The sequence below is a fragment of the Microbacterium hominis genome (genome assembly GCF_013282805.1).
Lineage (GTDB): Bacteria > Actinomycetota > Actinomycetes > Actinomycetales > Microbacteriaceae > Microbacterium > Microbacterium hominis_B.
In genome coordinates, this window is the sequence record NZ_CP054038.1 from 2,205,253 (window position 1) to 2,218,732 (window position 13,480).

A 13,480-nucleotide genomic window follows, 5' to 3' on the forward strand; every position below is an offset into this window, starting at 1 on the left:
GGCCGCGGGCCGCGGCTCGCGTCCTGATATTACCTACGGCGCATGAGACGCCGATGAGATCTGCGGCGAGTCACCCGAGGCACTGCGGACCCAGCAGACCCTTGAGCTCCCCGTAGAGATCCGCGCTCACGGAGACCGGCATCGGCACCTCGAACACCTTCGCGGTCGATCCCTTGTAGAGGCGGAGCGTGACCTCGGTGTCGCCGCGATGGCGTTCGAGCACCCCCGCCAGCTCCCCCACGATCGCCTCGGTCGCGCGGTGCTCCGGCACCAGCAGCACGAGCGGGCCCGCGGCATCCATCGCTCCCAGGTCGGGCGAGAACGCGGACTGCGCGTGCAGGTTGAGCCCGTCTTCGCGACGGGACACGCGCCCGCGCACGACGAGGATCGAGTCGGCCTGGAGCATCGACTGGAACTCGAGGTAGGTCTTGCCCATGAACATGATCGTGACCTCGCCGTCGAAGTCCTCGACGGTGATCATGCCGTACGGATTGCCGCTCTGCTTGGCGACGCGGTGCTGCACGCTGGTCACGAGCCCGGCCACGGTGACCTGGTCGCCGTCCTGCAGGTCCTCGTTCACGAGCAGATCATGGATGCTGGTGGAGGCGTGCTTCGCCAGCGGCACCTCGAGCCCCGCCAGCGGGTGATCGGACACGTAGAGCCCGAGCATCTCGCGCTCGAAGGCGAGCTTGTCCTTCTTGGTCCATTCGGGCCGCTCGGGCACCTTCGCCGCCTGGTGCGGCTCGTCGTCGCCCCAGAGCGAGTCGAAGTCGAACCCGACTTCGCCGTTGGCCTCTCGGCGCTTGTCGAGCACGGCCTGCTCGGTGGCATCCTCGTGGATCTCCATCAGCGCGCGCCGTGTCGATCCGAGCGAATCGAACGCGCCGGCCTTGATGAGCGACTCGATCGTGCGCTTGTTGGCGACCTGCGCGGGGACCTTCGACAGGAAGTCGTGGAACCCCGTGTACGGCCCCTGGTCGCGGGCGGCCACGATGCCGTCGACCACGTTCGTGCCGACGTTGCGCACAGCGCCCAGGCCGAACCGGATGTCCTCGCCGACGGCCGCGAAGTAGCGGATGGACTGACCGACATCGGGTGGGAGCACCTTGATGCCCATGCGACGGCACTCGTTGAGGTACACCGCCATCTTGTCCTTCGAGTCGCCGACGCTGGTCAGCAGCGCCGCCATGTACTCGGCGGGATAGTGAGCCTTGAGGTAGGCGGTCCAGTACGACACCAGACCGTACGCGGCCGAGTGCGCTTTGTTGAACGCGTAATCGGAGAACGGCAGCAGGATGTCCCACAGAGCCTGGATCGCCGCTTCCCCGAAGCCGCGCTCCTTCATGCCGCCGGCGAAGCCCTCGTACTGCTTGTCGAGCTCGGACTTCTTCTTCTTGCCCATCGCGCGGCGCAGGATGTCGGCCTGTCCGAGCGAGAATCCCGCGACCTTCTGGGCGATGGCCATGACCTGCTCCTGATAGATGATCAGGCCGTAGCTGATGTCGAGGATCTCGCGCAGCGGCTCCTCGAGCTCGGGATGGATCGGGGTGACGTCCTGCTGCCCGTTCTTGCGCAGCGCGTAGTTGATGTGCGAGTTCGCACCCATCGGGCCGGGGCGGTACAGCGCGATCACGGCCGAGACGTCTTCGAAGTTGTCGGGCTTCATCAGCCGCAGCAGCGACCGCATCGGCCCGCCGTCGAGCTGGAACACGCCGAGCGTGTCGCCGCGGGTGAGCAGGTCGTAGGCCGCGCGGTCGTCGAGCGCGAGATGCTCCAGGTCGAGCTCCTCGCCCCGGTTCATGCGGATGTTCTCGAGGGCGTCGGAGATGATCGTGAGGTTGCGCAGCCCCAGGAAGTCCATCTTGATGAGGCCGAGGGTCTCGCACGAGGGGTAGTCGAACTGCGTGACGATCTGGCCGTCCTGCTCGCGGCGCATGATCGGGATGATGTCCAGCAGCGGCTCGCTCGACATGATCACGCCGGCCGCGTGCACGCCCCACTGGCGCTTGAGCCCTTCGAGCCCGAGCGCCCGGTCGAACACCGTCTTGGCCTCCGGGTCGGTGTCGATGAGGGCCCGGAACTCGCTGGCCTCCTTGAAGCGCGGATGCTGCGCGTCGAACATGCCGCTCAGCGGCATGTCCTTGCCCATGACCGCCGGCGGCATCGCCTTGGTCAGGCGCTCCCCCATGCTGAAGGGGAAGCCGAGCACGCGCCCGGCGTCCTTCAGCGCCTGCTTCGACTTGATCGTGCCGTAGGTCACGATCTGCGCGACGCGCTCGGAGCCGTACTTCTCGGTGACGTAGTCGATCACCTCGCCACGGCGGCGGTCGTCGAAATCGACGTCGAAGTCGGGCATCGACACGCGGTCGGGGTTGAGGAAGCGCTCGAAGATGAGGCCGTGCTCGAGCGGGTCGAGGTCGGTGATGCGCATGGCGTAGGCGACCATCGACCCCGCTCCCGAACCGCGGCCGGGGCCCACGCGGATGCCGTTGTCCTTGGCCCAGTTGATGAAGTCGGCGACGACGAGGAAGTAGCCGGGGAAGCCCATCTGCAGGATGATCCCGGTCTCGTACTCGGCCTGCTTGCGGACCCGGTCGGGGATGCCACCCGGGTACCGGTAGTGGAGGCCCGCCTCGACCTCCTTGACGAGCCAGCTGTCCTCGGTCTCGCCGTCGGGCACCGGGAAGCGCGGCATGTAGTTGGCGGCGGTGTTGAACTCGACCTCGCACCGCTCCGCGATCAGGAGAGTGTTGTCGCACGCCTCGGGATGGTCGCGGAAGATCTGGCGCATCTCCTGCGCGGTCTTCACGTAATAGCCGTCGCCGTCGAACTTGAACCGGTTGGGATCGTCGAGCGTCGAGCCGGACTGCACGCACAGCAGGGCTGCGTGCGCGTCGGCCTCGTGCTGGTGCGTGTAGTGGGAGTCGTTGGTCGCGACCAGCGGGATGTCGAGGTCTTTGGACAGCCGCAGCAGATCGGTCATCACCCGGCGCTCGATCGACAGGCCGTGGTCCATGATCTCGGCGAAGTAGTTCTCCTTGCCGAAGATGTCCTGGAACTCCGCGGCCGCCGCGCGGGCCGCGTCGTACTGGCCGAGCCGCAGCCGCGTCTGCACCTCGCCCGACGGGCAGCCGGTCGTCGCGATGAGCCCCTTGCCGTAGGTCTGGAGCAGCTCGCGGTCCATGCGGGGCTTGAAGTAGTACCCCTCCATGCTCGACAGCGAGCTCAGCCGGAAGAGGTTGTGCATGCCCTCGGTGGTCTGGCTCCACATCGTCATGTGGGTGTAGGCGCCCGACCCAGACACGTCGTCGCTCTTCTGCTCGGGCGATCCCCACGCCACGCGCGACTTGTCGCTGCGGTGGGTGCCCGGCGTGACGTACGCCTCGAGGCCGATGATCGGCTTCACGCCGGACGCCTTGGCGGCGTTGTAGAACTCGAACGCGGCGAACGTGTTGCCGTGGTCGGTCACCGCGATCGCCGGCATGCCGTACTCGGCGGCGGCCTGGGTCATCGCGCCGATCTTGGCGGCGCCGTCGAGCATCGAGTACTCGCTGTGCACGTGCAGGTGAACGAAGGAGTCGGATGCCACCCGTCGAGTCTACGGAGGGCCGCCGACTCCGCGGCGGGGTGGGCACGGGGTGTCCGCGCCTGGGCGCCGAGGTCGCCTCACCTTCGACTCGAGGGTGAAGGATGCCGCGCGCCGTCGATGCGCGCCGGTCAGAAGTGCTCGTCGAGGGCGTACTGCCGCCGCCACGAGTGCGGGCGCCGGATGCCGAGCCCGTAGAGGTAGCGGATGAGCTGGCCGTGGTGCTGCGTCTCGTGCTCGAGGAGCGCGAGCGCGTAGGTCAGCGACTCCTCGTCGTCGGCGGCGATCTCCGGGAGCCAGGCGCCGACGTCTGCCGCGGTGGCCTCGAAGGCGGAGCGCAGGGCCGCGGCATCCACCGTCTGCTCGGCGGTGACCGGACTCGTGAATCCCTGCCACTGCCCCGCCCGCGCTGCGCGGGGGTAGCTCTCCCGCGCGCCCAGCACGCACCACAGCTGGTGGCCGATCGTGTCGGACGGGAGATCTGCCAGGTGGGACCCGAGCTGGTCGCGGCCGAGCGCCGCGATCAGGTCGAGGTAGAGCGTGTTCGCGCGGGCGAACCGTCGCTGCAGCACGGAGGAGTTCACGGCATCACAATAGAGCTCGCGCGGATCGCGTGGTCATAGGGTGATCGTCATGCCGATCCCCGACTTCATCGTCGATCTCCGCCGCAAGATCGGCACCGATCCGCTCTCGCTGGCCGGCGTGACGGCCGTGGTCGTGCGCGACGGGCAGGTGCTGCTCGGCCGCCGCAGCGACAACGGGTGGCTCACGCCCATCACCGGCATCGTCGATCCCGGCGAGGAGCCTGCCGACGCCGCGGTGCGTGAGACCGCCGAAGAAGCCGGCGTGGTGTGCCGCGTCGAACACCTCGCGTGGGTGCATCAGATCCCCCGGATCGTGTACGCGAACGGCGATCAGGCCGACTACCTCGACCTCACGTTCCGATGCGCGTGGGTCTCGGGCGATCCGTACCCCGTCGACGGCGAGATGACGGAGGTCGGCTGGTACGACCCGACCGCGCTTCCCGAGATGAACGCCGACATGCGGCGCCGGGTGGATGCCGCGCTGTCCGCCTCCGGACCCGCGCGGTTCGAGGGCGGGGCCTGATCGCCTCGGCTCTCGCTCGGCTTTCGCTCCGCAGTCACTCTCGGCGCGGCATCCGCCCTCACGCCCGCAGAAACTGACCGCGGAACTTCGGCAGCCCGCCGCACCGAGCTGGCGCCGCCGGCCGCGCTCAGCCGCGGAGCACCTCGAGCGCATGGGCGAGGTCGGCCGGGTAGTCCGACGTGAACGTCACCCACTCCCCCGTGCCGGGGTGCGAGAACGACAGCTCGTGGGCGTGCAGCCACTGCCGCGTGAGCCCCAGCCGGGCCGACAGCGTCGGGTCGGCGCCGTACAGGGGATCGCCGACGCAGGGATGCCGGTGGGCGGCCATGTGCACGCGGATCTGGTGCGTGCGCCCGGTCTCGAGGTGGATCTCCAGCAGCGACGCGCCGGGGAACGCCTCGAGCGTCTCGTAGTGGGTGATCGAATCCTTGCCGTCGGGGGTGACCGCGAACTTCCAGGAGTGGTGGGGGTGCCGCCCGATGGGGGCGTCGATCGTGCCGGCGAGCGGGTCGGGGTGCCCCTGCACGACCGCGTGGTAGATCTTGTCGACCTCGCGCTCCTTGAACGCCCTCTTGAGGGCGGTGTACGCCCGCTCAGTCTTGGCCACGACCATCAGCCCGCTCGTGCCGACGTCGAGGCGGTGCACCACGCCCTGGCGCTCGGCGGCGCCGGTCGTCGCGATGCGGTAGCCGCCGGCCGCCAGTGCGCCGAGCACGGTCGGGCCCTCCCAGCCCAGCGACGGATGCGCCGCGACGCCGGAGGGCTTGTCGACGACGACGATGTCGTCGTCGTCGTAGGCGATGCCGAGGTCCGGCACCGCGACGGGGATGACGCGCGGCTCCTCCTTGGGCGCCCACGAGACTTCGAGCCACGAACCGCCGCGCAGCTTGTCTGCCTTCGCGAGCGTGCGTCCGTCCATGACGACGCCGCCGGCCTCGGCGACCTCGGCCGCGAAGGTACGTGAGAAGCCGAGCATCTTGGCCAGCGCCGCATCGACGCGCGTGCCGTCGAGACCGTCGGGGACGGGGAGGGTCCGAGATTCCATGATCCCGCCTCAGTCGCGCGACGCGGCGTCGCCGGTCTCTCCGCCGTCGGCCGAGGCGCCCGCGTCGCTCGCGGACGACTCCCGCACTTCGCGGGTGCCGTCGAGGTGGAGTCCGACCAGCACGAGCAGCGCCACCCCGATCATCATCGAGACGATGAAGATGTCGGCGACGTTGTAGATGGCCGGCATCATCCACGGCGTATTGATGAAGTCGACGACGTGCCCCACGGGGAACCCCGGCTCACGGAGGAGGCGGTCGGTCAGATTGCCGAGCACTCCGCCGAGGAGCAGTCCGAGCGCCACCGCCCACAGGCGCGAGCGCACGCGGGTGGCCGCGAGCCAGATGATCACGACCGCGACGGCGGCCAGGGCGATCGTGAACAGCCAGGTCACGGATTCGCCGAGGGAGAATGCGGCGCCGGGGTTGCGCACGAGGAGGAAGACGAGGAAGTCGCCGAGGATCGGAACGGGCTCCTCGGGCGGGAGGTTCTCGATCGCGAGGTACTTCGTGAACTGGTCGGCGGCCAGCACCAGCACCGCGAGAACTGCGATGATGGCGCCGGCCGCCGCCCGATGCAGGGGGGCTCGGCCTGTCAAAGGCCGGCCTAGAGGCCGATGGCCGAGACGGGCGTGGCGCCCGACGTCGTGGCCGTCGTCTCGAGGTCGCGCAGCTTGCCCTCGATGTAGCTGCGCAGCTGCGCGCGGTAGTCGCGCTCGAACTGGCGGAGCTCGGAGATGCGGGACTCCAGCCCGGTGCGCTCGCGCTCGAGCTTGGCGAGCTCCTCACGGCCGCGGGTCTCGGCGTCGGTGACGATCGTGGCGGCCTGCGCCTTGGCGTCGGCGATCAGCTGGTCGCGCTGGGCGCGCCCCTCGGCGACGTGCTCGTCGTGCAGGCGCTGCGCGAGCTCGATGATCCCGGCGCTGGCGGCGCTGGGCGCGCTGCCGTCGGGGGCGCCCATGAGCGCCGGCGCGGGGGTGGGGGCGGGAGCCGGGGCCTCGGCGACCGGAGCGGCGGCGGGCTGTGCGGCGCCCGACTCGTAGGCCGCGAGCTTCGCCTTCAGCTCCTCGTTCTCGGCAAGGGCCTTGCGCCACTCGACGACGATCTCGTCCAGGAAGTCGTCGACCTCGTCGGGGTCGAAGCCCTCCTTGAAGCGGACGTGCTGGAACTGCTTGGTGACGACGTCATCGGGGACAATGCCATGGTGAATTCCTCTTTCGGGCGGTCGATGGCCGATGCCGGGGGCCGTTCCGCCGTCGCCGGCGGTCGTACCAGCAAAGCATAGTCGGGCGTTCCGAGAGTGTCGAAGCCCGAGACGCGCTGGGCGCGTCGACGTCATGTCAGCGCGCCAGCGCACCCGTGATGCTCAGGAGGATGAAGCACAGGAGCATCGTGAGCGCGAAGCCGAAGTCGATGGCGACAGGCCCGACGCGCAGGGGCGGGATGAACCGCCGGAAGAGCCGGATGGGCGGGTCGGTGACCGTGTAGACCACCTCCGCGGCGACGAGTCCGGCGCCGCGCGGCCGCCATTCCCGGTTGAAGATGGGCACCCATTCGAGGATGAGCCGTGCGAGCAGCACGAAGACGTAGACGAGAAGCGCGAAGTTGAGTATCGCCGCGATGACCTGAATCACTCCCACAGACTACGGCTGCGAGAAGGGAACCGCGTCCGGATCGGCATGCGCGACCGCTCCCTCACCCGACACGGCGACGTTCTCCGGCGACAGCAGGAAGACCTTGCTCGTGACACGTTCGATGCGGCCGTAAAGGCCGAGCGAGAGCCCGCTGGCGAAGTCGATGAGGCGGCGCGCATCGGCGTCGCTCATCTGCGACAGGTTGATGATCACGGGGATGCCGTCACGGAAGTTCTCGGCGATGACCTGGGCGTCCTTGTACTGCTTGGGGTGGACGGTCAGGATCTCGCTGATGGCCGCGGGCGCAGGCTGGCGCACGACCGCCGGGCGATGGAGGGGCGTGACGGGGGCCGCCTTCTCGATGGTCTTCTCCTTCGTGCGTGCGGCGGGCTGGGCCGCGGCCACGGGCTCTTCGTAGATCTCTTCCTCGTCGGCGAGTCCGAGGTACACCATGGTCTTCTTGAGCGGGTTCGACATCGCTTCCTCCGTTGTGCTCATCTGTTCCGAGGTTAACCGCGCTCGGGGCGGGGGCCGGTGATTGCCGAACCGATGCGAAGGTGTGTCGCGCCGGCGGCGATGGCGGCGGCGAAGTCCGCGGTCATCCCCGCGGAGATCCAATCCGCATCCGGCACGACCGTGCGCACCCGGGCCGCGTAGTCCCGCAGCCGCGCGAACGCGGCGGCGGGCTCCTCGTCGAGAGGCGCGACGGCCATCACGCCCCGCACGCGCAGCGACGCGCACCCGGCGGTCTTCTCGGCGAGGGCCTCGATCCCCGCCGGCGCGACGCCACCGCGCCCGGGATCGTCGGTGAGGTTGATCTGCAGCAGCACGTCCAGCCGGGGCTCCCCGGGCTGCGCCGCCGCGTCGAGGGCGTCGGCGAGGCGCGGGCGGTCGACGGAGTGCACCGCCGAGGCTGCCGCGCGCACCGCCCGGGCCTTGTTGGTCTGCGCCTGGCCGATGAAATGCCATCGGAGGCCGTCGAGGCCGCGAGCGGCCTCCGACTTCGCGGTGAGCTCCTGCTGCCGGTTCTCCCCCACATCACGCACGCCGAGCGCGTGAAGCTGCTCGACGAGCGTGACGGGGTGGAACTTGGTCACCACGATCCGGGTGATCCCCGCAGGATCACGTCCGGCAGCGCGGGCGGCGCTCGCGATGGAGTCGTCGACCTCGTGGAGACGGGTGGCGAGATCGGGATCCACGCGAGCGCGCGCCTTTCGCTTACTTGAGGAAGTCGGGGATGTCGAGGTCGTCGTCGCCGAACGCCGAGTCGTAGCTCGAATCGGGCAGCGCCGCGCCGACGCTCACCGGCTCGGGCGCCGGCGTCACCGACGGAGCATCCTTCGCCGCGTCCTCAGCCGACGTCGCCGGCAGCACCGGGATCGCGGCCGGACGCGTGGCCGTCGCCGTGATCGGCTCGATGCGCGTCTGCGGCTCACCGCCATCGAAGCCGGCGGCGATCACGGTCACGCGCACCTCGTCGCCGAGGGTGTCGTCGATCACCGTGCCGAAGATGATGTTCGCCTCGGGGTGCGCGGCTTCCTTGACGAGCTGGGCCGCGTCGTTGATCTCGAAGATTCCGAGGTTCGACCCGCCCTGGATCGACAGCAGCACGCCGTGCGCGCCTTCGATGGATGCCTCGAGCAGCGGCGATTCGACGGCGAGCTCGGCCGCCTTGATCGCCCGATCGGCTCCGCGGGCGGAGCCGATGCCCATGAGGGCGGATCCCGCTCCCTGCATCACCGATTTCACGTCGGCGAAGTCGAGGTTGATCAGACCCGGCGTGGTGATGAGATCGGTGATGCCCTGCACACCGGCCAGGAGCACCTGGTCTGCGGTGGCGAACGCCTCGATCATCGAGATGCCGCGGTCGCTGATCTCGAGGAGGCGGTCGTTCGGCACCACGATGAGGGTGTCGACCTCCTCCTTCAGCTTCGCGACGCCGGTCTCGGCCTGGCTCTGACGGCGGCGGCCTTCGAACGAGAAGGGCTTGGTGACGACACCGATGGTCAGGGCGCCGATCGACTTGGCGATCTTCGCGACCACGGGCGCGCCACCGGTGCCGGTGCCGCCGCCTTCGCCCGCGGTGACGAAGACCATGTCGGCCCCGCGCAGGGCTTCCTCGATCTCCTCCGCGTGGTCTTCGGCCGCGCGACGCCCCACTTCGGGGTCGGCACCCGCGCCGAGTCCGCGGGTGAGCTCGCGTCCGACGTCGAGCTTGACGTCGGCGTCGCTCATCAGCAGCGCCTGCGCATCGGTGTTGATCGCGATGAACTCGACGCCCCGCAGACCCAGCTCGATCATGCGGTTGACGGCGTTGACACCACCGCCGCCGACGCCGACCACCTTGATGACGGCGAGGTAGTTCTGGTTCTGGCTCATGCCGGCCTCCGTCTTCCCGAACCCGTAACCTTCAACCTCTAGTAGAGGTATAAAGAATTGCCCGGTATGCAATTCCCTTCACTGAAGGTAAGCGGCGCGCGCCGCGCGCCCGGCAGCGCTGCGGCGTGTCGCGCCATCGCGCACCCGAATCCGTCGGACTGCCAACCCGCTCAGCCGACGACGACCGCGCTCGGCGTGGACACGTCGTAGAGACGCACGCCGCCCGGCGGCCGGGTCGCCATGGTGGTCTCCAGCACGACGGCCTTGAGCGCCGAGTCGTCGGCGCTCCCCCAGACCACCTCGGTCTCGGTCGCGCCGAGGGTGAGGGTCACATCGTCGGCGGTGGATGCCGTCACCTCGGTCACCTGGGCGCGGATGCCCTCGGGCAGCGATCGCATCACCTGACCGGCCGCTTCGAAGGCCGCAGAGTCGGTCCCGCCCGCGATCGTGAGGATCGGGGCGCCCGGCGCGGGCTCCTGAGTGGTCGACAGCGCAACGCCCGCGGCATCCACCACGGTGTACCCGGAGCGGCTCTGGATCAGCCCGATCGGCGTGCGCTCGACGATGCGCACGACGAGGTCGTGCGGGGGACGCGCCTCGAGCGAATAGGACTCCACCAGCGGGAAGGTGACGAGCGCGGCCTTGATCGCGCTCTCGTCGATCCGGGCCAGCGGCGTTCCGAGCTGGTCCGACAGGGCGGACTCCACCGCCGCGGCATCCAGGCGCTCCGCGCCCACCACGTCGATGCGCTCGACGGCGAACAGCGGGCTGTACGCGGCTCCGAGCGTGCCGAGCACGACGAGGAGGAGTGCGCCGGCCGCCCCGATCCACATCATGCGCCGACGGCGCTGGCGCACGGTGAAGCGGCGCATCTCCGCGCGCAGCGCCTTGCGCCGCGCGCGGGAGGCGCGCCACACGTCCCTCACACTCAGCCGGCCCGCCTCCGGCTCCCGCACGGGGTCGCCCGTGTCGGCGGCTGCGTCAGGCCGCTCCGGCGATGCCGGCGCCTCGGGCGCGGCATCCACGCGGTCGTCGACCTCGACAGCGGTGCGGGATGCCGCCGTCTCCGACTCCGCTCCGACGGCGTCGTCCGCGCTCGCGCGCCCGGGGCCCCGCGGGGGCACCGGCGGCTGAGGGAGCGGACTGGGCCGTCTCACGCAGAGGGCTCCGCGGTGTCGTCGGCCGACGTGCGCCCGAGTGCCTCCAGCACCTGCGGAATGATCAGGTAGACGTTCCCGCAGCCGAGGGTGATGACGTAGTCGCCGGGTCGGGCGACAGTGGCCGTGTAGTCGGCCGCGGCCTGCCAGTCGGCGACGTAGTGCACGTTGGCGGGGTCGGCGAACGCGTCGCTGACCAGCGCGCCGGTCACCCCGGGCACGGGGTCCTCGCGCGCACCGTACACGTCGAGCATCACGGTGTGGTCGGCGTGCTGCTCGAGCACCTGCGCGAACTCGCGGTACATCTCCTGCGTGCGGGAATAGGTGTGCGGCTGCTGGATCGCGATGATGCGGCCGTCGCCGACGACGGTGCGCGCGGCGCTCAGCGCGGCGGCCACCTCGGTCGGATGATGGGCGTAGTCGTCGTAGACGCTGACCCCCCGCTCGACGCCGTGGAGCTCGAACCGGCGCACGGTGCCCGCGAAGCCCTCGACGGCGCGCACCGCCTCCTCCAGCCCGTAGCCGAGCGTCAGCAGCACCGCGACGGCGCCGGCCGCGTTGATCGCGTTGTGGGCGCCCGGGACGGGCAGCTGCGCCGCCACCGTCTGACCGTCGTGGGTGAGCGAGAACGCCACCGCGCCATCCGTGCGGATCTCCGTCACCCGCACGTCGGCCTCGGCCGCTTCGCCGAACGTGACGACGTTCGCGTGAGTGAGCCGAGACGACACGCGCCGGGCCCCCGCGTCGTCGGACGAGATCACGACGGCTTCGCGCGCCCCGTCGGCGAAGCGGGCGAAGGCGTCGTAGAACGCGTCGCGCGAACCCCAGTGGTCGAGATGGTCGGGATCGACGTTGGTGATGAGGGCGATCGAGGTGTCGTAGAGCAGGAAGGTGCCGTCGGACTCGTCGGCCTCGATGACGAACACGTCGTCGGAGCCGGTGCCGCTGGACACGCCCAGCTGCGAGATCACCCCTCCGTTGACGAAGGTGGGATCGGCGTCGAGATCGCGCAGCGCCGTCACGATCATGCCGGTCGACGTCGTCTTGCCGTGGGCGCCGGCCACCGAGACCAGGCGTCGTCCGCCGATGAGCCAGTGCAGCGCCTGCGAGCGGTGGATCACGTGGAGCCCGCGCTGCCTGGCGAGCAGGAACTCGGGGTTCTCCGGCCAGATGGCGCCGGTGTGCACGACCGTGTCGACGTCGTCGGGCAGGTTCGCCGCGTCGTGGCCGACGTGCACGATCGCGCCGCGCGCGGCGAGATCGCGCAGGGCGGCGCTGTCGGCGCGGTCCGAGCCGGAGACACGGATGCCGCGGTCGAGGAACATGCGGGCGAGGCCCGACATCCCGGAGCCGCCGATCCCGATGAAGTGGGCGGCCTCGATGTGCTCGGGGATGGGGAGGGAGAGGTCGGGTCTGATCATGACCGGTCAATCCTAAGTCGCGCGGCGCACGGCGGCTCCCCGGCGCGCGGCACCGACCGGCCGCGGACTAGCGTGCGAGGGTCGCGTCGATGAGCGCGATCACGTTCTCCGTGCCGCCGCGGGTGCCCACCACGTCGGCGGCCTGGGCCATCGCGGCGCGGCGCGCCTCGTCGCCCAGCAGCGGCACGACCTCGGTGCGCACGCGCTCCGCGGTGAACTCGCCGTCGGCGATGAGCACGGCTGCACCCGCCCGCACGGCCGACGAGGCGTTGAGCGCCTGCTCGCCGTTGCCGACCGCGTACGGCACGTAGACCGCCGGGATGCCGAGTGCGCTGATCTCGCTGACCGTGGCCGCTCCCGCCCGCGACACGATGAGATCGGCCAGCGCGAACGCCAGATCCATCCGGTCGACGTAGCGGGCGACGACATAGTCGGCGGCGCCGGGGTCGGCGAGCGTGGAGCGCTCCCCTGTCACGTGCAGCACCTGCCAGCCGGCGGCGACGACGTCCCGCCACGCGGCGCCGTGCCCCTCGCCGAAGGCCTCGTTCAGGCGCAGCGCTCCGAGCGAGCCGCCGAACACGAGGAGCACCGGTCGCGCGGCATCCAGGCCGAAATGGGCGGCGGCCCCGGCGCGAGCGGCAGCGCGGTCGAGGTCGACGATCTCGCGCCGCAGCGGCATGCCGACGACGTGGGAGCGCTTGAGCGGCGTGCCGTCGAAGGCCACGCCGACGCGGGCTGCGCGCCGGGCGCCGAGCACGTTGGCCAGCCCCGGCTTGGCGTTCGCCTCGTGCACGACGAAGGGCACACCGGCACGGTCCGCGGCGACGTACGCGGGCGCGGCGGCATACCCGCCGAAGCCCACGACCACGTCGACGCCGCGCTCGGCGAGGTGCCCACGCACCTGCTTCAGCGCACGGCGGAACCGCTGGGGGAACGCGGCGGCATCGCGATCAGGGCGACGCGGAAAGGGCACCTTGTCGACGAAGAGCAGCTCATAGCCGCGCTCGGGCACCAGGCGCGCCTCGAGCCCCTCGCGCGTGCCGAGGACGAGCACCTGCGCGTCGGGCTCACGCTCCCGCAGCCCGTCGGCCACGGCGAGCAGAGGATTCACATGGCCCGCGGTGCCGCCGCCGGCGAGGAGATAGGTCGTCAC

13 protein-coding genes are annotated in these 13,480 nt (G+C 70.4%); 1 reads left to right on the top strand and 12 read right to left on the bottom strand.

Features of this window, described 5'->3' with window-relative positions:
• Positions 1 to 70: 70 nt before the first annotated feature.
• The gene (gene dnaE / locus HQM25_RS09950) at positions 71 to 3,541 is read right to left on the bottom strand and encodes a DNA polymerase III subunit alpha (protein ID WP_254359663.1); all 3,471 of its coding nucleotides are present in this window, start codon (positions 3,539 to 3,541) and stop codon (positions 71 to 73) included.
• A gap of 176 nt (positions 3,542 to 3,717) precedes the next feature.
• A complete protein-coding gene (locus HQM25_RS09955) occupies positions 3,718 to 4,170 on the bottom strand; it encodes a hypothetical protein (protein ID WP_172990094.1) in 453 nt (150 codons plus the stop codon).
• Between the two features lie 49 nt (positions 4,171 to 4,219).
• Here HQM25_RS09955 and HQM25_RS09960 point away from each other — a divergent pair, with 49 nt between their 5' ends.
• Positions 4,220 to 4,693 carry an NUDIX hydrolase gene (locus tag HQM25_RS09960; RefSeq protein WP_172990095.1) on the top strand — a complete coding sequence of 158 codons (474 nt, stop codon included), beginning with the start codon at positions 4,220 to 4,222 and terminating at the stop codon, positions 4,691 to 4,693.
• 127 nt (positions 4,694 to 4,820) lie between these two features.
• On the opposite strand, the gene HQM25_RS09965 is transcribed toward HQM25_RS09960, so the two are convergent.
• The 10 genes from HQM25_RS09965 to HQM25_RS10010 all read right to left on the bottom strand — a co-directional run bounded on the left by HQM25_RS09965 (position 4,821) and on the right by HQM25_RS10010 (position 13,480).
• Entirely contained in the window at positions 4,821 to 5,738 is a 918-nt protein-coding gene (locus tag HQM25_RS09965) for an RluA family pseudouridine synthase (RefSeq protein WP_172990096.1), read from the bottom strand.
• 9 nt (positions 5,739 to 5,747) lie between these two features.
• Entirely contained in the window at positions 5,748 to 6,335 is a 588-nt protein-coding gene (gene lspA, locus HQM25_RS09970; protein WP_172990097.1) for a signal peptidase II, read from the bottom strand.
• An 8-nt stretch (positions 6,336 to 6,343) separates the two neighbouring features.
• On the bottom strand, positions 6,344 to 7,075 hold the full coding sequence (locus HQM25_RS09975; RefSeq protein WP_172990098.1) for a DivIVA domain-containing protein: 732 nt from the start codon (positions 7,073 to 7,075) through the stop codon (positions 6,344 to 6,346).
• 1 nt (position 7,076) lies between these two features.
• A complete protein-coding gene (locus HQM25_RS09980; protein WP_172990099.1) occupies positions 7,077 to 7,376 on the bottom strand; it encodes a YggT family protein in 300 nt (99 codons plus the stop codon).
• Between the two features lie 3 nt (positions 7,377 to 7,379).
• Positions 7,380 to 7,847 (bottom strand): cell division protein SepF, encoded by a 468-nt coding sequence (locus HQM25_RS09985; RefSeq protein ID WP_172991604.1) that lies wholly within the window; start codon positions 7,845 to 7,847, stop codon positions 7,380 to 7,382.
• Between the two features lie 32 nt (positions 7,848 to 7,879).
• Entirely contained in the window at positions 7,880 to 8,569 is a 690-nt protein-coding gene (locus HQM25_RS09990; RefSeq protein WP_172990100.1) for a YggS family pyridoxal phosphate-dependent enzyme, read from the bottom strand.
• Positions 8,570 to 8,588: 19 nt separating this feature from the next.
• Positions 8,589 to 9,749, bottom strand: coding sequence for a cell division protein FtsZ (gene ftsZ, locus HQM25_RS09995; protein ID WP_172990101.1), 1,161 nt, complete (start codon positions 9,747 to 9,749; stop codon positions 8,589 to 8,591).
• Between the two features lie 170 nt (positions 9,750 to 9,919).
• Positions 9,920 to 10,906, bottom strand: a complete 987-nt coding sequence (locus HQM25_RS10000) for an FtsQ-type POTRA domain-containing protein (RefSeq protein WP_254359254.1) — start codon at positions 10,904 to 10,906, stop codon at positions 9,920 to 9,922.
• Positions 10,903 to 12,327 carry a UDP-N-acetylmuramate--L-alanine ligase gene (murC, locus tag HQM25_RS10005; RefSeq protein WP_172990102.1) on the bottom strand — a complete coding sequence of 475 codons (1,425 nt, stop codon included), beginning with the start codon at positions 12,325 to 12,327 and terminating at the stop codon, positions 10,903 to 10,905. The genes HQM25_RS10000 and murC overlap by 4 nt, the downstream gene beginning before the upstream one ends.
• Before the next feature lie 67 nt (positions 12,328 to 12,394).
• A complete protein-coding gene (locus HQM25_RS10010) occupies positions 12,395 to 13,480 on the bottom strand; it encodes a UDP-N-acetylglucosamine--N-acetylmuramyl-(pentapeptide) pyrophosphoryl-undecaprenol N-acetylglucosamine transferase (RefSeq protein WP_172990103.1) in 1,086 nt (361 codons plus the stop codon).

Excerpts from the sequence above, each read along its gene's own strand:
- dnaE (WP_254359663.1), bottom strand. The coding sequence starts at position 3,541 with ATGCTCGACGGCGCCGCCAAGATCGGCGCGATGACCCAGGCCGCCGCC.
- HQM25_RS09975 (WP_172990098.1), bottom strand. The coding sequence starts at position 7,075 with ATGACGTCGACGCGCCCAGCGCGTCTCGGGCTTCGACACTCTCGGAAC.
- murC (WP_172990102.1), bottom strand. The coding sequence starts at position 12,327 with ATGATCAGACCCGACCTCTCCCTCCCCATCCCCGAGCACATCGAGGCC.
- HQM25_RS09985 (WP_172991604.1), bottom strand. The coding sequence starts at position 7,847 with ATGTCGAACCCGCTCAAGAAGACCATGGTGTACCTCGGACTCGCCGAC.
- HQM25_RS09965 (WP_172990096.1), bottom strand. The coding sequence starts at position 5,738 with ATGGAATCTCGGACCCTCCCCGTCCCCGACGGTCTCGACGGCACGCGC.
- ftsZ (WP_172990101.1), bottom strand. The coding sequence starts at position 9,749 with ATGAGCCAGAACCAGAACTACCTCGCCGTCATCAAGGTGGTCGGCGTC.
- HQM25_RS09960 (WP_172990095.1), top strand. The coding sequence starts at position 4,220 with ATGCCGATCCCCGACTTCATCGTCGATCTCCGCCGCAAGATCGGCACC.